Source organism: Actinoplanes sp. HUAS TT8 (assembly GCF_051380535.1).
In the GTDB taxonomy this organism is placed as follows: Bacteria; Actinomycetota; Actinomycetes; order Mycobacteriales; family Micromonosporaceae; genus Actinoplanes.
The window spans coordinates 9169403-9189183 of sequence record NZ_CP195646.1 but is presented as its reverse complement, the minus strand read 5'-3'; the positions used below and the strand labels follow the sequence as shown (position 1 = coordinate 9189183).

General features: G+C 70.2%; 18 protein-coding genes. 7 read left to right on the top strand and 11 right to left on the bottom strand.

Translation table 11 applies throughout. The features are described from left to right. Positions 1-26: 26 nt before the first annotated feature. On the bottom strand, positions 27-500 hold the full coding sequence (locus tag ACSHV8_RS40865) for a YcxB family protein (RefSeq protein WP_436524988.1): 474 nt from the start codon (positions 498-500) through the stop codon (positions 27-29). Between the two features lie 223 nt (positions 501-723). Between ACSHV8_RS40865 and ACSHV8_RS40860 the strand changes: the two genes are divergently transcribed. Next, positions 724-1002: a YciI family protein gene (locus ACSHV8_RS40860; protein WP_436537150.1), complete on the top strand. Its 279-nt coding sequence runs from the start codon at positions 724-726 to the stop codon at positions 1000-1002. A 40-nt stretch (positions 1003-1042) separates the two neighbouring features. On the opposite strand, the gene ACSHV8_RS40855 is transcribed toward ACSHV8_RS40860, so the two are convergent. Then, on the bottom strand, positions 1043-1585 hold the full coding sequence (locus tag ACSHV8_RS40855) for a phosphoribosyltransferase (RefSeq protein WP_436524986.1): 543 nt from the start codon (positions 1583-1585) through the stop codon (positions 1043-1045). Positions 1586-1721: 136 nt separating this feature from the next. Between ACSHV8_RS40855 and ACSHV8_RS40850 the strand changes: the two genes are divergently transcribed. Further along, positions 1722-2849 (top strand): PP2C family protein-serine/threonine phosphatase, encoded by a 1128-nt coding sequence (locus ACSHV8_RS40850; RefSeq protein WP_436524984.1) that lies wholly within the window; start codon positions 1722-1724, stop codon positions 2847-2849. Between the two features lie 6 nt (positions 2850-2855). Here the strand turns inward: ACSHV8_RS40850 and ACSHV8_RS40845 are convergent, their stop codons facing one another. After that, positions 2856-3011 carry a hypothetical protein gene (locus tag ACSHV8_RS40845; RefSeq protein ID WP_436524982.1) on the bottom strand — a complete coding sequence of 52 codons (156 nt, stop codon included), beginning with the start codon at positions 3009-3011 and terminating at the stop codon, positions 2856-2858. A 266-nt stretch (positions 3012-3277) separates the two neighbouring features. Between ACSHV8_RS40845 and ACSHV8_RS40840 the strand changes: the two genes are divergently transcribed. Continuing rightward, complete coding sequence (locus ACSHV8_RS40840) at positions 3278-5131, top strand: acyl-CoA dehydrogenase (RefSeq protein WP_436524980.1); 1854 nt, start codon at positions 3278-3280, stop codon at positions 5129-5131. Between the two features lie 150 nt (positions 5132-5281). Beyond that, positions 5282-7528, top strand: a complete 2247-nt coding sequence (locus ACSHV8_RS40835) for a S8 family serine peptidase (RefSeq protein ID WP_436524978.1) — start codon at positions 5282-5284, stop codon at positions 7526-7528. 6 nt (positions 7529-7534) lie between these two features. Here the strand turns inward: ACSHV8_RS40835 and ACSHV8_RS40830 are convergent, their stop codons facing one another. After that, a complete protein-coding gene (locus ACSHV8_RS40830) occupies positions 7535-8053 on the bottom strand; it encodes a SixA phosphatase family protein (protein ID WP_436524976.1) in 519 nt (172 codons plus the stop codon). 104 nt (positions 8054-8157) lie between these two features. On the opposite strand from ACSHV8_RS40830, the gene ACSHV8_RS40825 reads away from it, so the two are divergent. Next, positions 8158-8445 (top strand): DUF6458 family protein, encoded by a 288-nt coding sequence (locus ACSHV8_RS40825; RefSeq protein ID WP_436524974.1) that lies wholly within the window; start codon positions 8158-8160, stop codon positions 8443-8445. Positions 8446-8521: 76 nt separating this feature from the next. Here the strand turns inward: ACSHV8_RS40825 and trhA are convergent, their stop codons facing one another. Continuing rightward, a complete protein-coding gene (gene trhA / locus ACSHV8_RS40820) occupies positions 8522-9199 on the bottom strand; it encodes a PAQR family membrane homeostasis protein TrhA (protein ID WP_436524972.1) in 678 nt (225 codons plus the stop codon). Positions 9200-9286: 87 nt separating this feature from the next. Here trhA and ACSHV8_RS40815 point away from each other — a divergent pair, with 87 nt between their 5' ends. Continuing rightward, entirely contained in the window at positions 9287-10048 is a 762-nt protein-coding gene (locus tag ACSHV8_RS40815) for a LamB/YcsF family protein (RefSeq protein ID WP_436537148.1), read from the top strand. A gap of 29 nt (positions 10049-10077) precedes the next feature. Here ACSHV8_RS40815 and ACSHV8_RS40810 read toward each other — a convergent pair whose 3' ends face one another. Together ACSHV8_RS40810 and ACSHV8_RS40805 are read right to left on the bottom strand one after the other, a co-directional pair. Next, positions 10078-11862 carry an NHL domain-containing thioredoxin family protein gene (locus tag ACSHV8_RS40810; protein WP_436524970.1) on the bottom strand — a complete coding sequence of 595 codons (1785 nt, stop codon included), beginning with the start codon at positions 11860-11862 and terminating at the stop codon, positions 10078-10080. Between the two features lie 62 nt (positions 11863-11924). After that, a complete protein-coding gene (locus tag ACSHV8_RS40805) occupies positions 11925-14606 on the bottom strand; it encodes a hypothetical protein (RefSeq protein WP_436524968.1) in 2682 nt (893 codons plus the stop codon). Here ACSHV8_RS40805 and ACSHV8_RS40800 point away from each other — a divergent pair. Then, on the top strand, positions 14587-15144 hold the full coding sequence (locus ACSHV8_RS40800) for a hypothetical protein (protein WP_436524966.1): 558 nt from the start codon (positions 14587-14589) through the stop codon (positions 15142-15144). The genes ACSHV8_RS40805 and ACSHV8_RS40800 overlap by 20 nt on opposite strands. 625 nt (positions 15145-15769) lie before the next feature. On the opposite strand, the gene ACSHV8_RS40795 is transcribed toward ACSHV8_RS40800, so the two are convergent. The 4 genes from ACSHV8_RS40795 to pdhA all read right to left on the bottom strand — a co-directional run bounded on the left by ACSHV8_RS40795 (position 15770) and on the right by pdhA (position 19635). Further along, the gene (locus ACSHV8_RS40795; protein WP_436524965.1) at positions 15770-15907 is read right to left on the bottom strand and encodes a hypothetical protein; all 138 of its coding nucleotides are present in this window, start codon (positions 15905-15907) and stop codon (positions 15770-15772) included. Between the two features lie 199 nt (positions 15908-16106). Continuing rightward, complete coding sequence (locus ACSHV8_RS40790; protein WP_436524963.1) at positions 16107-17486, bottom strand: dihydrolipoamide acetyltransferase family protein; 1380 nt, start codon at positions 17484-17486, stop codon at positions 16107-16109. A 5-nt stretch (positions 17487-17491) separates the two neighbouring features. Further along, positions 17492-18481 (bottom strand): alpha-ketoacid dehydrogenase subunit beta, encoded by a 990-nt coding sequence (locus tag ACSHV8_RS40785; protein ID WP_436537146.1) that lies wholly within the window; start codon positions 18479-18481, stop codon positions 17492-17494. Beyond that, on the bottom strand, positions 18478-19635 hold the full coding sequence (pdhA, locus tag ACSHV8_RS40780) for a pyruvate dehydrogenase (acetyl-transferring) E1 component subunit alpha (RefSeq protein ID WP_436524961.1): 1158 nt from the start codon (positions 19633-19635) through the stop codon (positions 18478-18480). The genes ACSHV8_RS40785 and pdhA overlap by 4 nt, the downstream gene beginning before the upstream one ends. Between the last annotated feature and the right edge of the window lie 146 nt (positions 19636-19781).

Genomic DNA, 19781 nt, shown 5'->3' with positions numbered 1-19781 from the left:
CTATCGCCGTACGCGCAAAGCTTTGATCAGCGACGAACCCGCAGGCCCTGGGTGAAGGCGGCGCCCAGCACCTGCTCCACCTCGGCGGGACTGAGGCCGGTGATGGGCACCCGCACCCACCGGCCACCCCGCAGGCCGAACATCAGCTGGCCGGAGAGCGCTTCGACGCTCCAGAACGCCCGCCAGGCGTACGCGTGCCGGCCCACCTCGTCGGACCGGGCCAGGCCGCCGTCGCTGATCTCGTAGGTGGTCACGCGACCGTCGCGCATCGACCGCCGGGCCGTCCGGTTGAGCAGCACGAGCGGCACCACCAGGGCCAGCAGCGCGCCGCTGATCAGCAGGCCGGGCTGCAACTCGCCGGTGGCGAATTGGATCAGGGCGGTGACGAGCAGCAAAGCCCACCCGGCGGTGCGCGCCACCAGGACGGGTGTCCGCAGCCGCCACCGGGTCGCCGCCGCGATCAGAGCCGGGTCGGGGGTGGCCGTGATCTGAATCTGCACCTTTTGAAAGTAACTGCTTTACCGGGCAAATCGTCACCAGCCGGACGGCTGACCGGCCGCCCGCGTTCGGTCCGCACCTGGCGGAAACCGGGTGCCGCGGTCCCGCCGGGCCCGAGATGCGAGACCGCCATCCGAGTTCAGGGCCGCAGGCCGGGAGGGGGCCAGGTTTCGGTCACCGGGTGAGGTGGCGCCAGGGGAGATCTACGATGGCGCCGTGTATCTCATGATTTCGACGTACCAGAAGCCGCTCGCCGAGGTTGACCAGGCGCGGGAGGACCACCTCGCGTTCATCGCCGACCTGGAGGAGCGCGGGCTCTCCGTGAGCGCCGGACGGCAGGATCCGCCGGTGGGCGGGATCGTTCTGCTGGACGTGGACACCGAGGCCGAGGCGCAGGAGATCTTCGCCCAGGATCCGTATGTGGTGCGCGGCCTGGCCACCTACGCCGCCGTCGGCTGGCTGGTCACGCGGGGCGCGCTCGCCGACTACCAGCGGAAGTACTGATCACGAAGTCGCCCGGAGGAAACACCGATCACAAGGGACGTCACGGTTCCAGATCGGCCGCGGTCAGGAGGCTGCGGATGGTCAGTTCGGCGGTGACCGCAGGCGGGCACTCGTCGACGATCACCGCAGTCCCGACGTAGCGCTCGCCGAACAGGCCGCGCAGGGCCCGGGCCTGAGCGCCGGTGGACGCCCAGTCGTCGACGATCAGGACGCGATCGTCGGCGGTGAGCAGCTCACGGCGTACGCCGAGATGTTGAATGTCGCCTCGATGGTCGGCCGGCACCTCGGCCCAGATCATCGGCTCGGCGATGGCTCTTCGCGCGCCGGCGCGGTACGCCTCGACGAATCCGGCGCCCAGAGCTCGGGCGACCAGGGGGCCGAGCAGAAATCCGGTCACTTCCGGGGACACCACGACGGTGGGACGGGCGGCGCGGAAGAAGTCGGCCAGGGCCGGCCCGAGACCGTCCAGAATCACCGGATCCCGCCACCAGCCGGACCGGTCGCTGACCAGATAGTCGGCGGGCGGCCCGGGGTCGGTCCAGCGGAAACCCCGCCGCAGACGGTCACGGAGATCGTCGTTCATCGGAACATAGTGTCATCGCCGTGCCCCCCTCCTTGGGGTGGTCGGGGGACCGACCGAATGACCTCGCCACTGACGGGTGGTCAGAACCTCATCGGACAAGGGGTCAAGTTGATGCCCGACGTCGGGTGGATCGGGCATGCTGTTCGGCGGAACCATGCCTACATTCGCGCCGGGCCGCCGCCCGATGAGCCCAGGGAACCGCGCCGGACTCGGCGCGGCTTTTGTGCTGCTCGTGATCGTGTCCGCGGTGGAGTCCGGGGACAACACCTCGGCCGGGTATATCGGGCTGCTGGCGATCGCCCCGTTCGCCGCCGCGCTCTTCGCGGTTTGGCAGTATGTGGTGGGTGTCGGGATCGCCGCCACGCTCATCGGCGCGATCTTCGTGGGCCAGTCCGGCACGGTCGGCTCGAATTCGATGATCTACCTGCTCGGGACCATGCTGGCGACCGGTGTCGCGGTGGCCGCGGCGACGATGCGGCAGCGCCAGTCGGAGCGGATCGCCGAGCTGCTTCAGCTGGCCTCGGTGGCCCAGCAGGCGGTGTTGCGGCCGATCGGCCCGCAGGTGGGCTCGCTGGCGATCTCCGGGCGGTACATCTCGGCGACCGCGGCCGCGGACATCGGCGGCGACCTGTACGAGGCGTTGAACACGCCGTACGGGGTCCGGATCATCATCGGTGACGTGCGCGGCAAGGGGCTGGACGCGGTCCGCCTGGCCAGCATCGTCCTCGGTTCCTATCGGCATGTCGCCTACGAGCGCGCCGATCTGAAGTCGATCGTCGCCGACCTGGACCGGGCGGTGGCCCGCAGTGTCGGCGACGAGGACTTCGTGACGGCCGCGCTGGTCGAGGAGCGCGGCGGCACGCTGACCATCGTCAACTGTGGACATCCGGCGCCGCTGCTGCTGCGCCGTGGCCAGGTCATTCCGTTGGAGCCGCCGGCCCCGGCACCGCCGCTCGGGTTCATGCCCGAGGTGAAGGTGCGGGTGGAGCGGCTCGAACCGGGTGACCGGTTGCTGCTCTTCACCGACGGCCTGGGTGAGGCCCGCCGCGAGGGCGAGTTCTTCCCGACGGCCGACCGGGCGTGGCGCCTCCTGGGCCATGGCACGGTCGGCGACGGGCTGGCGTCTCTGGAGACGGCCCTGGTCGACTGGGTGCACGGCCGACTGGAGGACGACATCGCCCTGGTCCTGCTGGAGTATGCGGGCCCGGACGCCGGAGCGTCCGTGCCCGTACCCAGCTGGGAAGTCGGCGCAGCCGGAAGCTGAAGCCGGCTAGGCGGCGCTGTTCTCGTCCGGCTCGGTGGGAGCCGGGGCGGTCGGCGCCGGTACCGGAGGGACCGGCTCGGGCTGGCGATGCCGGCCGACGTAGTTGCGCGGCTGGTTCGCCTGGCGGGGCTCCGGAATCAGGCTTTTGATCGTGGCGAACATGTTGTCCCCCTTAAAGCTTGGTCTATCCGGAGCAACGAAACTCGTGGGTACGCGATACGCGGCTCCCGGTTCGAAACGTGCAAATGGCCGAACGGCTGTACCGCTGACCACCCGATCGGAGAGGTTCGGCCCTCGATCCGACGGACACCCCCTCCGAGCAGGTGGGTTGGTCACAGATTGCTGCCCGGGTTGTCCCTGCCTACCGATCAGTAATACAGTGCTAGTTACTGACGGGTAACTCGCGTTCGGAGAGCGGGCCAATCACCATGACTCACTACCAGAGCAACCTTCGGGACCTCCAGTTCAATCTGTTCGAGGTCTTCGGGGCGGACAAGGCGTTCGGTCAGGCACCGTTCGACGAGATCGACGCGGAGACCGCCCGCGACGTGCTCGCCGAGGTGAACCGGTTGGCCCGCGAAGACCTCGCGGCCAGCTACACCGACGCCGACCGCAATCCACCGGTGTTCGACCCGGCGACGCACACCGCACCGCTGCCGGAGTCGTTCAAGAAGTCGTACGAGACCTTCATGGCCTCCGAGTTCTGGCGGCTCGACCTGCCCGGCTCCCTGGGCGGCACGTTCGCCCCGCGGACCCTGTGGTGGGCGCTGGCCGAGCAGATCCTCGGCTCGAACGCGCCGATCTGGATGTACGCGTCCGGTCCGTCCTTCGCCCACGTCGCCCACACCGAGGGCACGCCGGAGCAGAAGGAGTGGGCCAAGCTCTTCGTCGAGAAGCAGTGGGGCTCGACCATGGTGCTGACCGAGCCGGACGCCGGTTCGGACGTCGGCGCCGGTCGCACCCGGGCCATCCCGCAGCCGGACGGCTCGTGGCACATCGAGGGCGTCAAGCGCTTCATCACCTCGGGTGAGCACGACCTGACCGACAACATCATCCACTACGTTCTCGCCCGCCCGGTGGGCGTCGAGGGCGTGGGCGGGCCCGGCACCAAGGGCCTGTCGCTGTTCATCGTGCCGAAGTACCACTTCGACGGGACGACCGGCGAGCTCGGCGAGCGCAACGGCGTCTACGCCACCAACGTCGAGCACAAGATGGGCCTCAAGGTCTCCAACACGTGCGAGATGACCTTCGGCGAGCATGGCACTCCGGCCAAGGGCTGGCTGCTGGGCGACAAGCACGACGGCATCCGGCAGATGTTCATGATCATCGAGTACGCCCGGATGATGGTCGGCACGAAGGCGATCGCCACCCTGTCGACGGGCTACCTGAACGCGCTGGAGTACGCGAAGAATCGCGTCCAGGGCGCCGACCTGGTCAGCAACGACAAGGCGGCTCCGCGGGTGACCATCACCCACCACCCGGACGTACGTCGTTCGCTGATGCTCCAGAAGTCGTACTCGGAGGCCCTGCGCGCCCTGGTCATCTACACCGCGTCGTGGCAGGACAAGGTCGCGATCGCCGAGGCGGCCGGCGACGAGAAGGCCGCGAAGATCGCCAGCAAGGTCAACGACTTCCTGCTGCCGCTGGTCAAGGGTGTCGGCTCCGAGCGGGCGTACGAGCTGCTCGGCCACGAGTCGCTGCAGACCTTCGGGGGTTCCGGCTTCCTGCAGGACTACCCGCTGGAGCAGTACGTCCGGGACGCCAAGATCGACACCCTGTACGAGGGCACGACCGCGATCCAGAGCCTCGACCTGATCTTCCGCAAGATCGTCAAGGACAACGGTCGCGCGCTCGGCACGATCGCCACCGAGATCCAGGGCTTCATCGAGACCGAGGCCGGCAACGGCCAGCTCAAGGACGAGCGGCTGGCGCTGGGCAAGGCCCTGGGCGAGCTGCAGCAGATCCTCGGCGTGACGATGGGCTGGCTGGCCGCGGTGCAGGGCGGCGAAGCCCGTGAGCTGTACAAGATCGGTCTGACCTCGCGCCGGATCCTGCTCGCCCTGGGCGACGTGGTCCTGGCCTGGCTGCTGCTGCGCCAGGCCGAGGTGGCGCTGAACGCGCTCAACGGCGAGGTCTCCGAGGCCGACAGGAAGTTCTACACCGGCAAGGTGGCGGCGGCCCGCTTCTTCACCCGCGAGATCCTGCCGCGGATCGGCTCCGACCGCCGGATCATCGAGAACACCACCCTCGACCTGATGGACCTGGACGAGGACGTGTTCTGAGCTAACAGACTTTTCCCACTCTCCTGAAAAAGACGTAGGCCGGCGGACAATGGCGTCCGCCGGTCTTCGTCGATTTCAGGGGACGCCACCGTAGCGACGGTGCCGTATGATCCTGCTCGATACTTAAGATCATCGAACGCGGGGGCATCGGTGCGAGTCATCGCTTCCTGTCTTTCCTCTCTTCTCCTGATCGGTCTCGCGGCGACTCCCGCGCGGGCCGCCGACGCTCCTCCGGTTCGGATCAACATCGGTCTCGCCGACCCCGGCGACGCGCCACTGGCGCTCGCCCTGCTCGGCGACCGGGCCGGCCGTAGCAAGCCGGTGACCGGCCTGTCGGCGATCACCGTCGAGGTTCCGGCCGACTCGGCCGACGGCGCCCTGGCCGCGCTGACCGCCGACACCGCCCACGTGCGGTACGCCGAGCGCGACGGTGTCGTGCACGCCGACAGCGACCCGTTCGACGAGAACAACCGCGGGCAGTACGACTACGACCGGGTCGGTGAGGCGAAGTCCTGGGGAGCCGGGAGCCCGTCGGTCGTCGTCGCGGTCGTCGACTCGGGCGTCTCGTCGAATGTGGATCTTCCGGCGTCCCGGCTGACCGCCGGCTACGACTTCGTCGACGGTGATGCCGACCCGGCCGACGACGACGATCACGGCACCATGGTCGCGACCCTGATCGCCGGTGAGGCCGACAACGGCGCCGGATCCTCCGGAGTCTGCTCGCGGTGCGGCGTCATGCCGGTCCGCGTGCTGAGTCACCGGACCGGCGGCGCGGCCGAGGGTTCGTCCGCGGACGTGGCGGCCGGCATCGTCTGGGCCGCCGAGCACGGCGCTCAGGTGATCAACGTGTCGGCCAGTACGGCGACGCCGAGCCGGCTGCTGACCGAGGCCGTGGAACGGGCCACAGCCAAGGGCTCGCTGGTGGTGGCCGCGGCCGGGAACGCCGGGAGCACCGCGCGGGAGTACCCGGCGGCGATCGAGCCGGCCCTGGCGGTCGGTTCGGAGCTGCTCGGCCAGACCGGCTTCCACACGAACCTGAACAGCTACGCCGACCGCTGGATCGACATCGCCGCCGCCCAGGCGCTGTACACGATGGACCGCAAGTCGGGGAACCGGTATCTCTACGACACCTCGGCGTCGTCGGCCGTGATTGCCGGTGTCGCGGCTCTCGGCTTCTCGGCCAAGAACAACAACACCACTGCTCAGGTACGGGCGGCGCTGCTGGACGGCGCGGTGCGGTCGCCGCACGCGAACCAATGGGACCCGGCGGTCGTCGACGCGGCCTACGCGGTGCACCGCCTCGGTGGCGTGGACACCGCGAAGCCCGTGATCACGGCCACCGGGCTGACCGCCGGGCAGACGCTCACGCAGGCGGTGATCACGCCCGAGGTGACCGACGACCACGCGATCGCGCGGCTGGAGGAGATCGCCGGCGGCCGGGTCGTCGCCGAGTCCTCCGGCCCGGACTGGAAGTCGTTGTACGCGCAGGCGCCGGAGAACACCCGGGGTGACGTGCCGATCACCATCCGGGCCTACGACTACGCCGGGAACTATGACGAGATGACGACCGTCGTGAAGGTGGACACCACGTTCCCGGTCGCCTCGATCGTCACGCCGGTGGCCGGAGCGCATGTGCGCAGTGGCCCGGTTCCGGTGCGGGTCCGGGCGGCGGCCCCGGTCAGTGAGGTCTACTTCTGGTCGGAGAACGGGCCGCGCATCGACTTCACCCAGGTGGCGGGCACGAACGACTGGGTGGGCACCGCTCTTCCGTACCCTCAAGGGAGTTTTCAGGTCGATGTGAAGGGCGCGAACGGATACACGATCGTCCTGCCCCAGCAGCTGGTCATCGACGACAGCGGTCCGACGGCGACCGGCCTGACCCCGGCGACCAACGGCCGGGTGCGCGGAACCTTCACCAGCACGATCAGCGGTGTCGCGGACGGCGCCGGGATCGCCCGGGCCGAACTGTGGGCCAACGGGAAGCGCATCGGCGCGGACACCACGGCGCCCTACTCGCTGGCGGTGCCGACCGGGACCGCCAACGGCTACGTCAACCTGGTCTGGAAGCTGACCGACAAGCTGGGCAACACGCGCGACTACACCCGCCGGGTGATCGCCGACAACGCCGGCCCGACCGTCTCGATCAGTAAGGCGCCCGGCAACAAGGCGAAGGTCAAGGGCACGGTCACGGTCTCCGTCAAGGCAAGCGACCCGAGCGGCGTCGGCCGCGTCGAGCTGCTGGTGAACGGCAAGGTCGTCGCCCGGGACTACCGGTCGTCCTACGTGCTGTCGGTCAACACGGCCCGGCAGGCCAAGACCATGAAGATCCAGATTCGGGCGTACGACCGGTTGGGCAACGTGCGGGTGAGCAGCACCCGAATCTGGTACCGGAAGTAGCGTCGTTCAGCCGCGGGCGGTGTGCCGTCGGGACAGGCGCATCGCCTTCGGCTGGGTGTCGGACCACGGTTCCTCAGTGGTGTGCACGGCGATCCCGGAGGTCTTGAGCTCCACCGCGGCGCCGTCCCACTGATCGTCCGGGATGAGCAGAGCCGACACTTCGGACACGGTCGGGTTGTGGCCGACCAGCAGGATCGTCCGCACCGTCTCCGGCACCGCCCGGAGCAGGTCGAACACCTCGGTCCGGCCGCCGTAGTAGAGCTGGTCCTCGTAGTGCGTCTCGGGTGCGCCGTGCGCCTGGTCGCCCTGGGCCAGCGCCACCGACGCGGCCTGCCAGGTCTGGCGGGTGCGCTTGGCCGGCGAGCAGATCACCAGGTCGGGGTGCAGCCGCTCGTCCACGAGCCAGGCACCGGCGGCATCAGCGTCGGACAGGCCGCGCTCGGTGAGGCTTCGGTCGAAATCCGGTAGTTCGCCGGGAGTCTCCGCTTTGGCGTGGCGTAGCAGGATCAGCGTCCGCAAGGTCATTGGAACAGCTTGCCTGATTGGAACTTCACGCGTCCGGGTAAGGCCTCGATCGACGTATTCAGGATGGTCGAGCGAGCCGCCCGGCCGCTTATTAGGAGGGCCCGATGGGCATCGGCGCAAGCATTTTCCTGCTCGCTCTGGGGGCGATCCTGGCGTTCGCCGTCAACGCGGACATCAGCGGCCTCGACATCAGCGTGATCGGCTGGATCCTCATGGCCGCCGGGCTGGTCGGACTGGTCATCACGCTCTGGTTCTGGAACAGCCGCCGTCGCACGGTGGTCACCCGCTCGACCGCCGCCCCGGTCGCTCCGGTCGCCGGGACAGGGTACGCCGCGGAGTACCAGGAGGTGCGTCAGGACGACGTGCCGCCGCCCCCGCCGGCTTACCGCTGAACCCCCGTACCGAATAAAAGCTTCAGATAGTGAAACGGCCCGGCGGCGAACCGCTGGGCCGTTTTGATTGCCGCCGTCAGGCGTAAAGCGCGAAGTAGATCGCTATGTGGTGGCAGATCGCGGCCACCAGCGTGCAGGCGTGGAAGAACTCGTGGTGACCGAAAACGGTCGGCCACGGGTTCGGCCGCCGCAGGGCGTAGAAGACCGCGCCGATCGTGTAGATCGCGCCGCCGACGAGCATCAGGACCAGGCAGGTGACGCCGCCGACGTGCAGCACGTCCGGGATGATGCCGACCGCGACCCAGCCGAGCGCCACGTAGAGCGGCGCGCCGGCCCACCGGGGCAGGTTCGGCCAGATCACCTTGAGGGCCACGCCGCCCAGCGCACCGCCCCAGACCAGGGCCAGCATCAGCTCGGCCGTGCCCTTGCTGAGCAGGGAGACGCAGAACGGGGTGTAGGTGCCGGCGATGAAGATGAAGATCATCGAGTGATCCATCCGGCGCATGATCTGGTAGCCGCGCTCGCTCCAGACCCGCCGGTGATACAGCGCGCTGATGCCGAAGAGGCCGCACACCGTGATGCTATAGATCAGGACGCTGATGAACGGGGCGATGCCCGGGCGGCTCAGCGCGATCGAACAGAGGACAACGCCGCAGACCAGGGCGACGAAGAACGCGTACTGATGCAACCGGCCGCGTAGTCGCGGCTTGCCGAGGTCGGTCGGCTTCATCCGGAACGGGGCTGAGGTCGTCACGCGATCCAGGTTACGGCAGCGTAGGTTACTAGCGGGTAGTGATGCCGCATACGGTTCCCGATGAACGATGATTTTCTCGTGACCCCGATTGATCTGAACGCCGATCTCGGCGAGGGCTTCGGCGCCTGGCGGCTCGGCGACGACGATGCCCTGCTCGACGTCGTGACCTCGGCCAACGTGGCCTGCGGCTTTCACGCGGGCGACCCGTCGACCATGCACCGGGTCTGCCGCGCGGCCACCGCCAAGGGTGTCGCGATCGGCGCCCAGGTGGGCTACCGGGACCTGGCCGGTTTCGGCCGGCGCCGGATCGACTACGAATTCGGCGAACTCCGCGACGACGTTCTCTATCAAATCGGGGCGCTTGAGGCATTCTGCCGGGCCGCCGGCGACCGGGTGCGATACGTGAAGCCGCACGGCGCGCTCTACAACACCGCCGCCGTCGACAAACGCCAGGCCGAGGCCGTGGTGGCCGCGGTGCTCGCCTACGACCCGGCCCTCCCGGTGCTCTGCCAGCCCGGATCGGTGCTGTTCGAGACGGCCACGACGGCCGGGCTCACCGCGGTCGGCGAAGGCTTCGCGGATCGCGGCTACCTGCCGGACGGCCGGCTCGTGCCCCGATCGCGGCCGGACGCGCTGGTGCACGACCCGGCCGAGGTAGTGGCGAGAGTCACCCGGATGGCCGCCGACGGCGAGGTGGTCGCCGCCGACGGCACGGTCGTGGCCTGCCCGGTTCGCTCCATCTGCCTGCACGGAGACACCCCCGGGGCGGTCGAGCTGGCCCGCGCGGTGCGGGCCGGGCTCGGGGCCGCCTCGATCTCAGTGCGGCCGTTTACCGATCCAAACCCCTGAGAAGATCAACACCTTTTATTACGTACGTCCTAAGCATCCATTCCGCGCAGAATCAGCGGCAGGCGGTTCGGGGCGGCGGTGTCGACGACCACCGGAACACCCCAGTCCTGCCTGGTCAGGTGGCAGGCGCCGAACTCGGCGTCCACATCGCAGGTCGCCGCCTGAGCCACCACCTGCAGCACACCCTTCGGCACCTCCGGGTTCAGCACCAGCCGGCGGGACAGGTCGGTGGTCGTGCCCTCGCCCTCCAGCAGCAGCTCGGCCGGGGACGCGGAAACGGTCAGCCGCAGCGGCGAACCGAACTGGCTGTCCAGCTTCTGACCGGGCGCCGGCGTGAAGATCACGTCGAGGGTGACCTCACCCGGGGCCAGGTGCGACGGCGGCCGCTCGGTCTTGTGCCGCTCACCCGCGACCGTCTTCACCACGCCGGGCGCGAGCCGGGTCAGCCGATGCGCCGCCGACTCCACCACGAGCACGTCGCCCGCGGCGGTGACCAGGACATCGCTCGGCTCGGCGAGACCCGAGTCGACCGTGGACACCTCGTTCGCCACCGGGTCGAAGCGGCGGACCGCGCCGTTGTACGTGTCGGCGACCAGCACGGAACCGTCGGCCAGCGCGGCCACACCCAGCGGGTGCTGCAGCAGCGCCTGATCGGCCGGGCCGTCGACGTGACCGAAATCGAACAGGCCCTGCCCGACGGCGGTGTGCAGCACGTTGTCCTGCACGTAACGCAGAGCGGACGTCTCGCTGTCGGCGATCCAGAGCCGGTCCCCACCCACCGACAGGCCGGACGGCTGAGCCATCCACACATCCGGGAGCGGGCCGTCCCGCAGCGCCTCGACCGTCGTACCGGCGTAGACGCCGACCGTGCGCTGGATCGGGTCGAACCACCACAGCTGGTGAATACCGGCCATCGCGATGATGACCCGGCCGTCGAACCAGGCCAGATCCCACGGCGACGACAGATCGGCGGCCAGCGCGTCGTGCGGGTGATCGTCCACGGTGGAACGCCACGGCCGGCCCGAACCGGCGACCAGGGAGATCTCACCGGACGCCAGGTTCAGCCCGCGCAGCTGGTGGTTGACCGTGTCGGCGATGACCACGTCATAGCCGACCGACTCGCGAACCTCCGGCGGCAACAGGACCAGGCCCTGCGGCTCGTTGAACGGATCCTTCCGGTCACCGCCGAAACGCCGGAGCAGAGACTCGCCGTCCGCCGAGAGCTCGACGACCGAATGCCGGGCCGAATCGGAGACCAGCAGACTGCCGCCGGGAAGCTCGATCGCCTTGCCCGGGAAGTGCAGCAGACCCTCCGGGGCGGGCGGCGGAACATACGGCCCGTCGCCGCGGTGCAACGTCCCATCCGCCTCGTGCTTGACGACCAGCTCGTCGATCAGGCGGGACAGACCCTCGGCGTGACCCTCGCCGGCCATCGACGCGACCAGATAACCCGTCGGGTCGACCACGGCCAGGGTGGGCCAGGCCTTCGCCGCATACTGCTGCCAGAGGTGCATGTCGCCGTCGTCGACCACCGGGTGATGAACGCCATAGCGCTCGACCGCGGCGGCCAGCGCCTTCGGATCCCGCTCGTGCTCGAACTTCGGGGAGTGGACACCGATGATGACCAGGGCGTCCCCGTACTTCTCCTCCAGCGGCCGCAGCTCGTCCAACACGTGCAGACAGTTGATGCAGCAGAAGGTCCAGAAGTCCAGCACGAGGATCTTGCCCCGCAGGTCGGCCAGGGTGAGGGCCTTCCCACCGGTGTTGAGCCAGCCGCGGCCCTTGAGTTCGGGCGCACGCACGCGAGAAGTCATCCGCCAATGGTGCCTCAGCGGCGGCCTTGACCGACCCGGGGGCCGGTCAAGGCCGATCTTGCTCAGCCGGCCGGCTTGACCAGGCAGTAGACCTTGTCATCGGCCTGCAGGTACGGCTGATTCTGGTCGGAGCACTGCTCCTTGGCGTCGACGATCTGCTTGATCTGGTACGCGTCCGCCTCGGAACACGCGACCTTGGCGACCGAGCTGCCGTTCTTCACACAGTCACCCGCGCTGAAGCTCTCGCCTCCGCCACCGGCGATCAGGTAGACCAGGCCGAACACCAAACCGAGCAGCAGCGTGGCGCCGAGCACCACGGCCAGCGTCACCGGGACCGTCTTCACGACCGGCTTCGGCGGCGCCGGCGGCTCCTCGGACTTGAACTGGTCGAACTTGTCCTGCTCGGCTGGGCCGGGCCAACTCGTGGTGTCCTCCGGGCCGGGCGGCGTCACCGTGGCCCGGGCCGCCGGATCGGCGCCGAACGGGTCCGAGGTCGGCACACCCGGCATCGGGGTCAGGGCCGGCGCCGGAACGTACGGCGAATTGCCGCGGCCCGAGACGTCGGTCGTGTGCTCACTGAACTGGTCACCGGCGGGCGGCGCCGCGTTCGTGAAGTCACCCCAGGCCGGGCCGTCCTGCGGCGCGGCGCCGGGCCGGGGCCCGAACGGGGTGGTCGGCGAGGCGCCCGGGAACGTCGAGGACGGCGGCGGGAAGGTCGGCTCCTCGCCCGGCCCGAACGGCGGGAACTCCGGCGCGGCCGGAGCCGGGAAGCCGGACGGCTGCGCGCCGAACGGCGAATTCGCGTCCGGCGGGCTGACCCGGGCACTACCGGCGGCCGGGCTGGTCGGGGACGCGGGCGCACCCGGCTCGGGCGGCGAGACACGCGCGCTGGCCGAAGCCCGAGCGGTGGCACGGGCCGGAGACTGCGGGGCCGCGCCCGGGGTGTCGCCCGGCGGCGGGAACGAGCCGAAACCTCCGGAACCCTCCTCGCCGCGCTGAGGCGGCGGGAACGAACCGAAGCCGCCGGAGCTCTCGCCGCGCTGCGGCTCGGGGGAGCGCTGGGCGAACGGGTTCGTCTGGGCGCCGCTGGCCTCCTGACCAAAGCCGCCCTGCCCGTTGTCCTGCCCGAAGCCGCCCTGGCCACTTTCCTGGCCGAAGGTGCTCTGGCCGTTGTCCTGGCCGAAGCCGCCCTGGTTGCTCTCCTGACCGAAGCCGCCTTGGCCGTTGTCCTGGCCGAAGTTGCTCTGGCCGTTGAAGCCGGCCGGGCCGCCCGAAGCCGGGCCGAAGCCGGCCGGAGCGCTGTGGGAGCCTGAGGCCTGACCGAAGTCGTTGCGACCGAAGTTGTTCGGGCCGGAGTTCTCGCGACCGGAACCCTCCGAGTCGGTGCCCTCCTGGCCGATGCTCTCCGGCGACCCATACGGGGACTGGCCGAACGTCTCCGGCATGCGGGCACCCGGGAACGGCGCGCTGCCGAACGGCGACTCCTCGGCGGCCGGGGTCTCCTCGGCCTCCTCGGGCGCCGGAGCCGGGCGACCGTACACCCGGGCCTGCGGCGCGGCGGTCGACGGCGGCGGGATCTCGGCGCCCTCGGTCGGCGGGGTGACCCGGCCGGGCACGGAAACGCTCGCGGTCACCGGGCGGGCCGAGCCGGACGCGGGCCGGGCGGCGGCATCCCGCGGCTGCGGGACCGAGCTCGCACCCGACACCGAGGCCGAAGCGGAAGAAACCGGGGCCGAGCCGGGAACCGAAGCGGAACCGGGCACCGAAGCCGAACCGGACTGGCCGGACACGGAAGCAGAACCGGACTGGCCGGGCACAGAAGCGGCCCCGGACGATCCGAAAACAGCGCCCGAAGACCCGGGCACGGAGGCGGCCCCGAAGGACGACCCCGGAGCACCACCGGACGACGGGGCGGCCGGCGGCGCCGAAGCGGAACCGAAAGTCGACCCCGAAGCCGAACCGAACGTCGAACCCGGCGCGCTGCCGAACGACGATCCCGGCGCGGAACCGAACGAGGATGCGGGCGCGGCGCCGAAGGGCGACTCCGGCGCGGCACCGAACGGCGACCCGGAAGCGGGCGGCACCGCGGCGGAACCCGCGGACGCGGCTGCGGCCGCACCGGGCGACGGCAGCGAGCCACCGGACCCGAGCGCAGCACCGGGCACCCGCTGCGGGAAGCCGGTCGAGCTACCCGGCTGCGAGCCGGCCGAGGCATCCGACGAGCCGTCACCGAACGGCGAGGCCGGCGCCGACCCACCGAACGACGGCGGCACCTGGCCCGACTCACCGAACGGCGAGGAAGCCGGCGCCGAACCACCGTAGGACGGCGCGGACTCACCGAACGAAGGCGCGGACTCGCCGTAGGTCGACGACTGGGCGGGCTCGCCGAACGACGGAGACGCGCTGCCCGACGCCGGAGCCCCATAGGTCGACGGGGTCCCGGACGGCGGCGCGGCATACCCCGACGTGCTGCGGATCGGCAGGTCGAGGCTGGGCGTCGAGCCGCTCGGCTCCCCGTCCGTGCTCGGCCCCGCGGGCGCCCGCAGCGGGAATCCGCCGCTCTCGCCCTGCCGGGTCGGGAACGCGGTCGCGGCCGGTTTCGACGAGGTCTCCGCGGTCGGTCGGGCGGCGTTGCCGAGCCAGCTGTTCTCGGCCGGCCCGGTCAGGCCGGGACGCCCGGGGGCATCCGGAAGGCCGGGACGCCCGGGAGCGTCCGGAAGGTCGGTGAGGGTCGCGCCAGGCACCCGAGCCTTCTGCTCGCCGAAGGCGGAGAAGGTCGACTGGTCAGCCGCGGCCGCCGAGGCACCCGGGGTTCGGGTCGGCAGCCCACTGCTGGTGGTCGGCGGCGGAAAAGCCGGCGAGTCCCCAGTCGGCGGGGCAAAGGAGCCGGCCGGAGGTGCAAAGGAATCCGCCGGCGGGGCAAAGGAGCTGGCCGGCGGCGCGAAGGAGCCGGCCGGAGGCGGGAATCCGGCCGCACCGGAAGATGAAGGCGGCGGGAATCCGGCCGCGCCCGAGGCCGGCGGCGGGAACCCGGCCGCGCCAGACGCCGACGAAGGCGGCGGAAAGCCATCCGCCCCGGAAGACGACGCCGGCGGCGGGAACGGATTTGCGCCCGGCACAGAAGCGGAAGCCCGCCCCGGCGGCGTGAATCCGGCCGGCCCGAACGGCGACTCGGAAGACTGCGGCTCAGCGCCCGAAGCCGGCGGAGCCCAGGCCGAGGCCGCCTGCTGCTGGTCGAACGGCGAGGACGGCGGCGGCTGCGTAGACGACGGCGCACCATAGGTAGAACCAGGCGAAACGGACCCGTACGGCGAAGCCGTACCAGGTGACACCGATCCGTACGGCGAAGCCTCTTCCGGCTGCCGAACCGAACCATAGGGTGTCCCGGTCGGGTTGGAACCCGACCCGAATGTGGAGACCGCCGGAACCACGAACGGTGACCCCCCGCCCGGCGCCGTCTGCGGCGGCGGACCGTACGAAGTGGGGGTGCCCTCGGTCGGCGGCGGGGCCGAGGCCCGGCCCGAAACTCGCTGACCGTCGGATTCGGGTCCGCCCGACGCGGCCTCGGCCGGCTGCCCGGCGTGCTGCCCCTCGGACGTCATACGCGCCTCCTCATCGATGCGGCCGTGCCAGCTTTGCACGGACGCGACCCCGTCGGCGACCTTCCGCCGGGAGCCGTGCCAGCTACTCAGGCCTGGCCGTGCTGGGGCGCCGAAGAGAGCCCCGGTTCCCACTCCGGCCGGCCGTGCCGGGTCGGGAACCAGTGCCCAACCGTACCGGGCGTTCCCCACTGAGAAAATCCCGGTGTACGCCACTGAGGTAATGCCACGCGGGGTGTCGGCCCGGTCGCCGATACGAAACAGCCCGCCCGGGTGATGCGGGCGGGCCGGTCGGTGAGCGCTGCTGCCTAGAGGGGCTGGCGCTGGGCGAAGAAGGTGATTTCGTCGCGCATGGCCTGGGTCGGCGCGCTCTGGATGGCGCGGTCGATGGCGCGGTGCTGGCGGCTGACCTGGCGGCGGCGACGGATGCGGTCGATGACGTTCACGGTGATGCTCGTTTCCCCGGTGGTGGCCGGTATCTCAATGTGCCACCTTCGGAACCGCTTGTGGCGGACACCGTCGGCGCACATCTGTGCTGTGCCTCCAGTGTCCGCCGCAAGGGTCGACCATGCCAACTATTTAGATGGTGATCCCGGTCATCTGCCTAAGAATCTAAAGTCTGTCGGGTAGATGACCTTCAGGTAATCAGGTCCAGGCCAGCAGGGCTGCTTCCGGGTCGGTCAGGAACTCCCCGATGTCCCGGAGGAACTTCGAGCCCAGCTCGCCGTCGATGATCCGGTGGTCGAAGGAGAGCCCGAGCGTCGTGACCTGGCGCACCTTGATCTTGCCCTTGTGTACCCACGGGGTCGGCCGGATCGCGCCGAAGGCCAGGATCGCCGACTCGCCCGGCGGGAGGATCGGGGTTCCGGTGTCGATGCCGAACACGCCCACGTTGGTGATCGAGAGCGTGCCGTGGGCCATGTCGGCCGGCGGCGTCTTGCCGGATTTCGCGGTGCGGACCAACTCGTTGAGAGATTCGGCCAGCTCCCGAAGGCTGAGACGACCGGCGTCCTTGACGTTCGGGACGATCAGTCCCCGCTCGGTCGCCGCGGCGATGCCGAGGTTCACGTACTCCTTGATCACGATCTCGTTGGTGGCGGCCGACCACGACGAGTTGACCATCGGATGGCGTTGTACCGCGAGCAGCACCGCCTTGGCCACCAGCAGCAGCGGGGAGACGCGCAGGTCGGCGAAGTCGCGCCGGGCCTTCAGCTTCTCCAGCGCCTTCATGCTGCGTGTGACGTCGACGGTCAGGAACTCGGTGACGTGCGGCGCGGTGAACGCCGAGGCCACCATGTTCTCCGCGGTGAGTTTCCGCACTCCCTTGACCGGGACACGCTGCTCACGCGACGCGTCGAAGACCGCGACGGGCCGGGCTTCGACGATCGCCGCCGGCTTCGAGACGCCTTCGGCGGCTTTGTGTACGTCGTCACGAGTCACCGACCCCAGCGGCCCCGTCCCCGGAACCGCCGCGAGGTCGACCCCGAGATCGCGGGCCAGTTTCCGCACCGGCGGCTTGGCCAGAACCGGCCCACTGCGAGCCGGCGCGGAAGCTACCGGAGCCGAGGCAACGGGAGCCGGAGCCACCGGAGCCGGCGCGACAGCCTGGGTCGCCGGGGGGACGACCGAGGCCGCCGGAGCGCTGACCCGAGGCCGCCGCTTCCCGCTCGCCTCCCGCACGCCGTACCCGACGAGCACCGGAGTACGTCCGACACCCGGCGCCGCCGAAGCCGGTGCGGCGGTGACCGCGGCCGGCGGCTCGGGCAGATCGCCCGCGCCCGGGTCGGTGTCGATCGAGATGATCGGATTGCCCACCTCGACCGTGGTGCCGGCCTCGTGGAAGATCCGGGTGACGACGCCGCCCCACTTGGCCGGGATCTCCACGGCCGCCTTGGCGGTCTCCACCTCGACGATCGGCTGGTTCAGCTCGATCGTGTCGCCGACCTTGACCAGCCAGGCCAGGATCTCGCCCTCGGTCAGGCCTTCGCCCAGGTCGGGCAGGTTGAATTCCTTGATCCGCGACATCGGTGTCACCAGCCGAAGGAACGGTCGACGGCGTCCAGCAGCCGATCCAGGTCGGGCAGGTACTCCTCCTCGGAGCGCGCCGCCGGGTACGGAATGTCGTATCCGGTCACCCGCAGCACCGGCGCTTCAAGGGAGTAGAAGCACTCCTCGGAGATCCGGGCCGCGAGCTCGCCGCCGAGACCGCCGCTGCCGGGGGCCTCGTGCACCACGACGGCCCGGCCGGTCCGCTTGACCGACTCGAAGATCACCGGGTAGTCGACCGGGGAGAGCGTGCGCAGGTCGATGACCTCGAGACTGCGTCCGTCCTCGGCCGCGGCGGCCGCGGCGTCGAGCGCGACGCGCACCATCGGTCCGTACGCCAAAATGGTGGCATCGGAGCCGGGGCGCGCCACCCGGGCCGAGTGAAGCGGATAGGCGCCGCCGAGGGAAGCGTCGAGGTCGACCTCGCCCTTCTCCCAGTAACGGCGTTTCGGTTCGAAGAAGACGACCGGGTCGTCGCAGGCGATCGCCTGCTGGATCATCGTGTACGCGTCGGCCGGGTTCGCGCAGCTCACGACCTTGAGGCCGGGGGTGTGCGCGAAGTACGCCTCGGGGGACTCGGAGTGGTGCTCAACCGCGCCGATGCCGCCGCCGAACGGGATCCGGATGACGATCGGCACCCGGACCTTGCCCTTGGAGCGGTAGAACATCTTCGCCACCTGGGCGACGATCTGGTTGTAGGCCGGGAAGACGAACCCGTCGAACTGGATCTCGCAGACCGGCCGGTATCCCCGGATGGCCAGGCCGACCGCGGTGCCGATGATGCCGGCCTCGGCCAGCGGGGTGTCGATGACCCGGTCCTCGCCGAAGTCCTTCTGCAGGCCGTCGGTGATCCGGAAGACGCCGCCGAGCTTGCCGACGTCCTCGCCCATGATGACGACCTTCGGGTCGTTCTCCAGGGCGCGGCGCAGGCCGTGGTTGAGGGCCTTGCCCAGAGTGATCGTCTCGGCCATCAGTGCCCACTCCCCTCGAACGACGCGTGGTACTCGGTGAACGCCTGGCGCTGCGCGTCGATGTCGGGCGAGCCACTGGGATAGACGTGGTCGAACATCGTGACCGGTTGTGGATCGGGCATCGCCAGCACCCGCTCGCGCAGGTCGAGGGCGAGCACCCGGGCCGATTCGTCGACCTCGGCGAAGAAGTCGTCGTCGGCCAGCTGCTGCTTGGTCAGGAACGCCCGGACCCGGGAGATCGGGTCCTTGGCCTTCCAGGACTCGACCTCGGAGGCGATCCGGTACCGCGTCGGGTCGTCCGAGCTGGTGTGGGCGCCCATCCGGTACGTGTACGCCTCGATCAGCGTCGGGCCCTGCCCGTTGCGGGCGTTGTCCAGGGCCGCGCGGGTCACCGCGTAGCTGGCCAGCACGTCGTTGCCGTCGATCCGGATGCCCGGGAAGCCGTAGCCGAGCGCGCGCCGGTACAGCGGGATGCGGGTCTGCCGTTCCAGCGGCTCGGAGATCGCGTACTGGTTGTTCTGGCAGAAGAAGACCATGGGGGCGTTGAACACCCCGGCCCAGACGAACGACTCGTTGACCTCGCCCTGGCTGGTCGCGCCGTCGCCGAAGTAGGCGATCACGGCTTCGCCGTCGGGGGTGCCGGTCTTGCCGTCCATGGTGATGCCCATCGCGTATCCGGTCGCGTGCAGCGTCTGCGAGCCGATCACGATGGTGTAGCTGTTGAACTTGTGTTTGTTCGAGTCCCACCCGCCCTGATCGACGCCGCGGAACAGGCCGAACGGCATGATCGGGTCGATGCCGCGGCAGTACAGCACGCCGTGCTCGCGGTAGGTGGGGAAAGCCATGTCCTGGGTCCGCAGCGCCCGGCCGGAGCCGACCTGAGCCGCCTCCTGACCCAGCAGACTGGCCCACAGGCCCAGCTCGCCCTGCCGTTGCAGGGCGGTCGCCTCGGCGTCGAGCCGGCGAACCGTCACCAGGTCACGGTAGAGCCCGCGGTACTCCTCGTCGGTGAAGTCGACGGAGTACGTGGTCCCGTCCGCGGCGGTGGCGCTGCCGAGGTGTTCGCCGTCGGGCGTGAGCAGCTGGACGAAGCCGCCCGCCGGAGCATCACTGGCCCCGGACGAGGGGGGTGCCGCTGCGGCTTTGCCTTTCGCCATCCGTGTCTCCCTGTATCTCTCTGCGCCCGCGGCGGGTGTTGCCCGTCCACGCGGCGAACCACTGGGGTGGCCGCGCATATGCCGGGTGAGGCTGCCGCGCGACGTTCCGGCGGGACTGTGTCCCGGCCGGGACGGCCCGCCGTTGC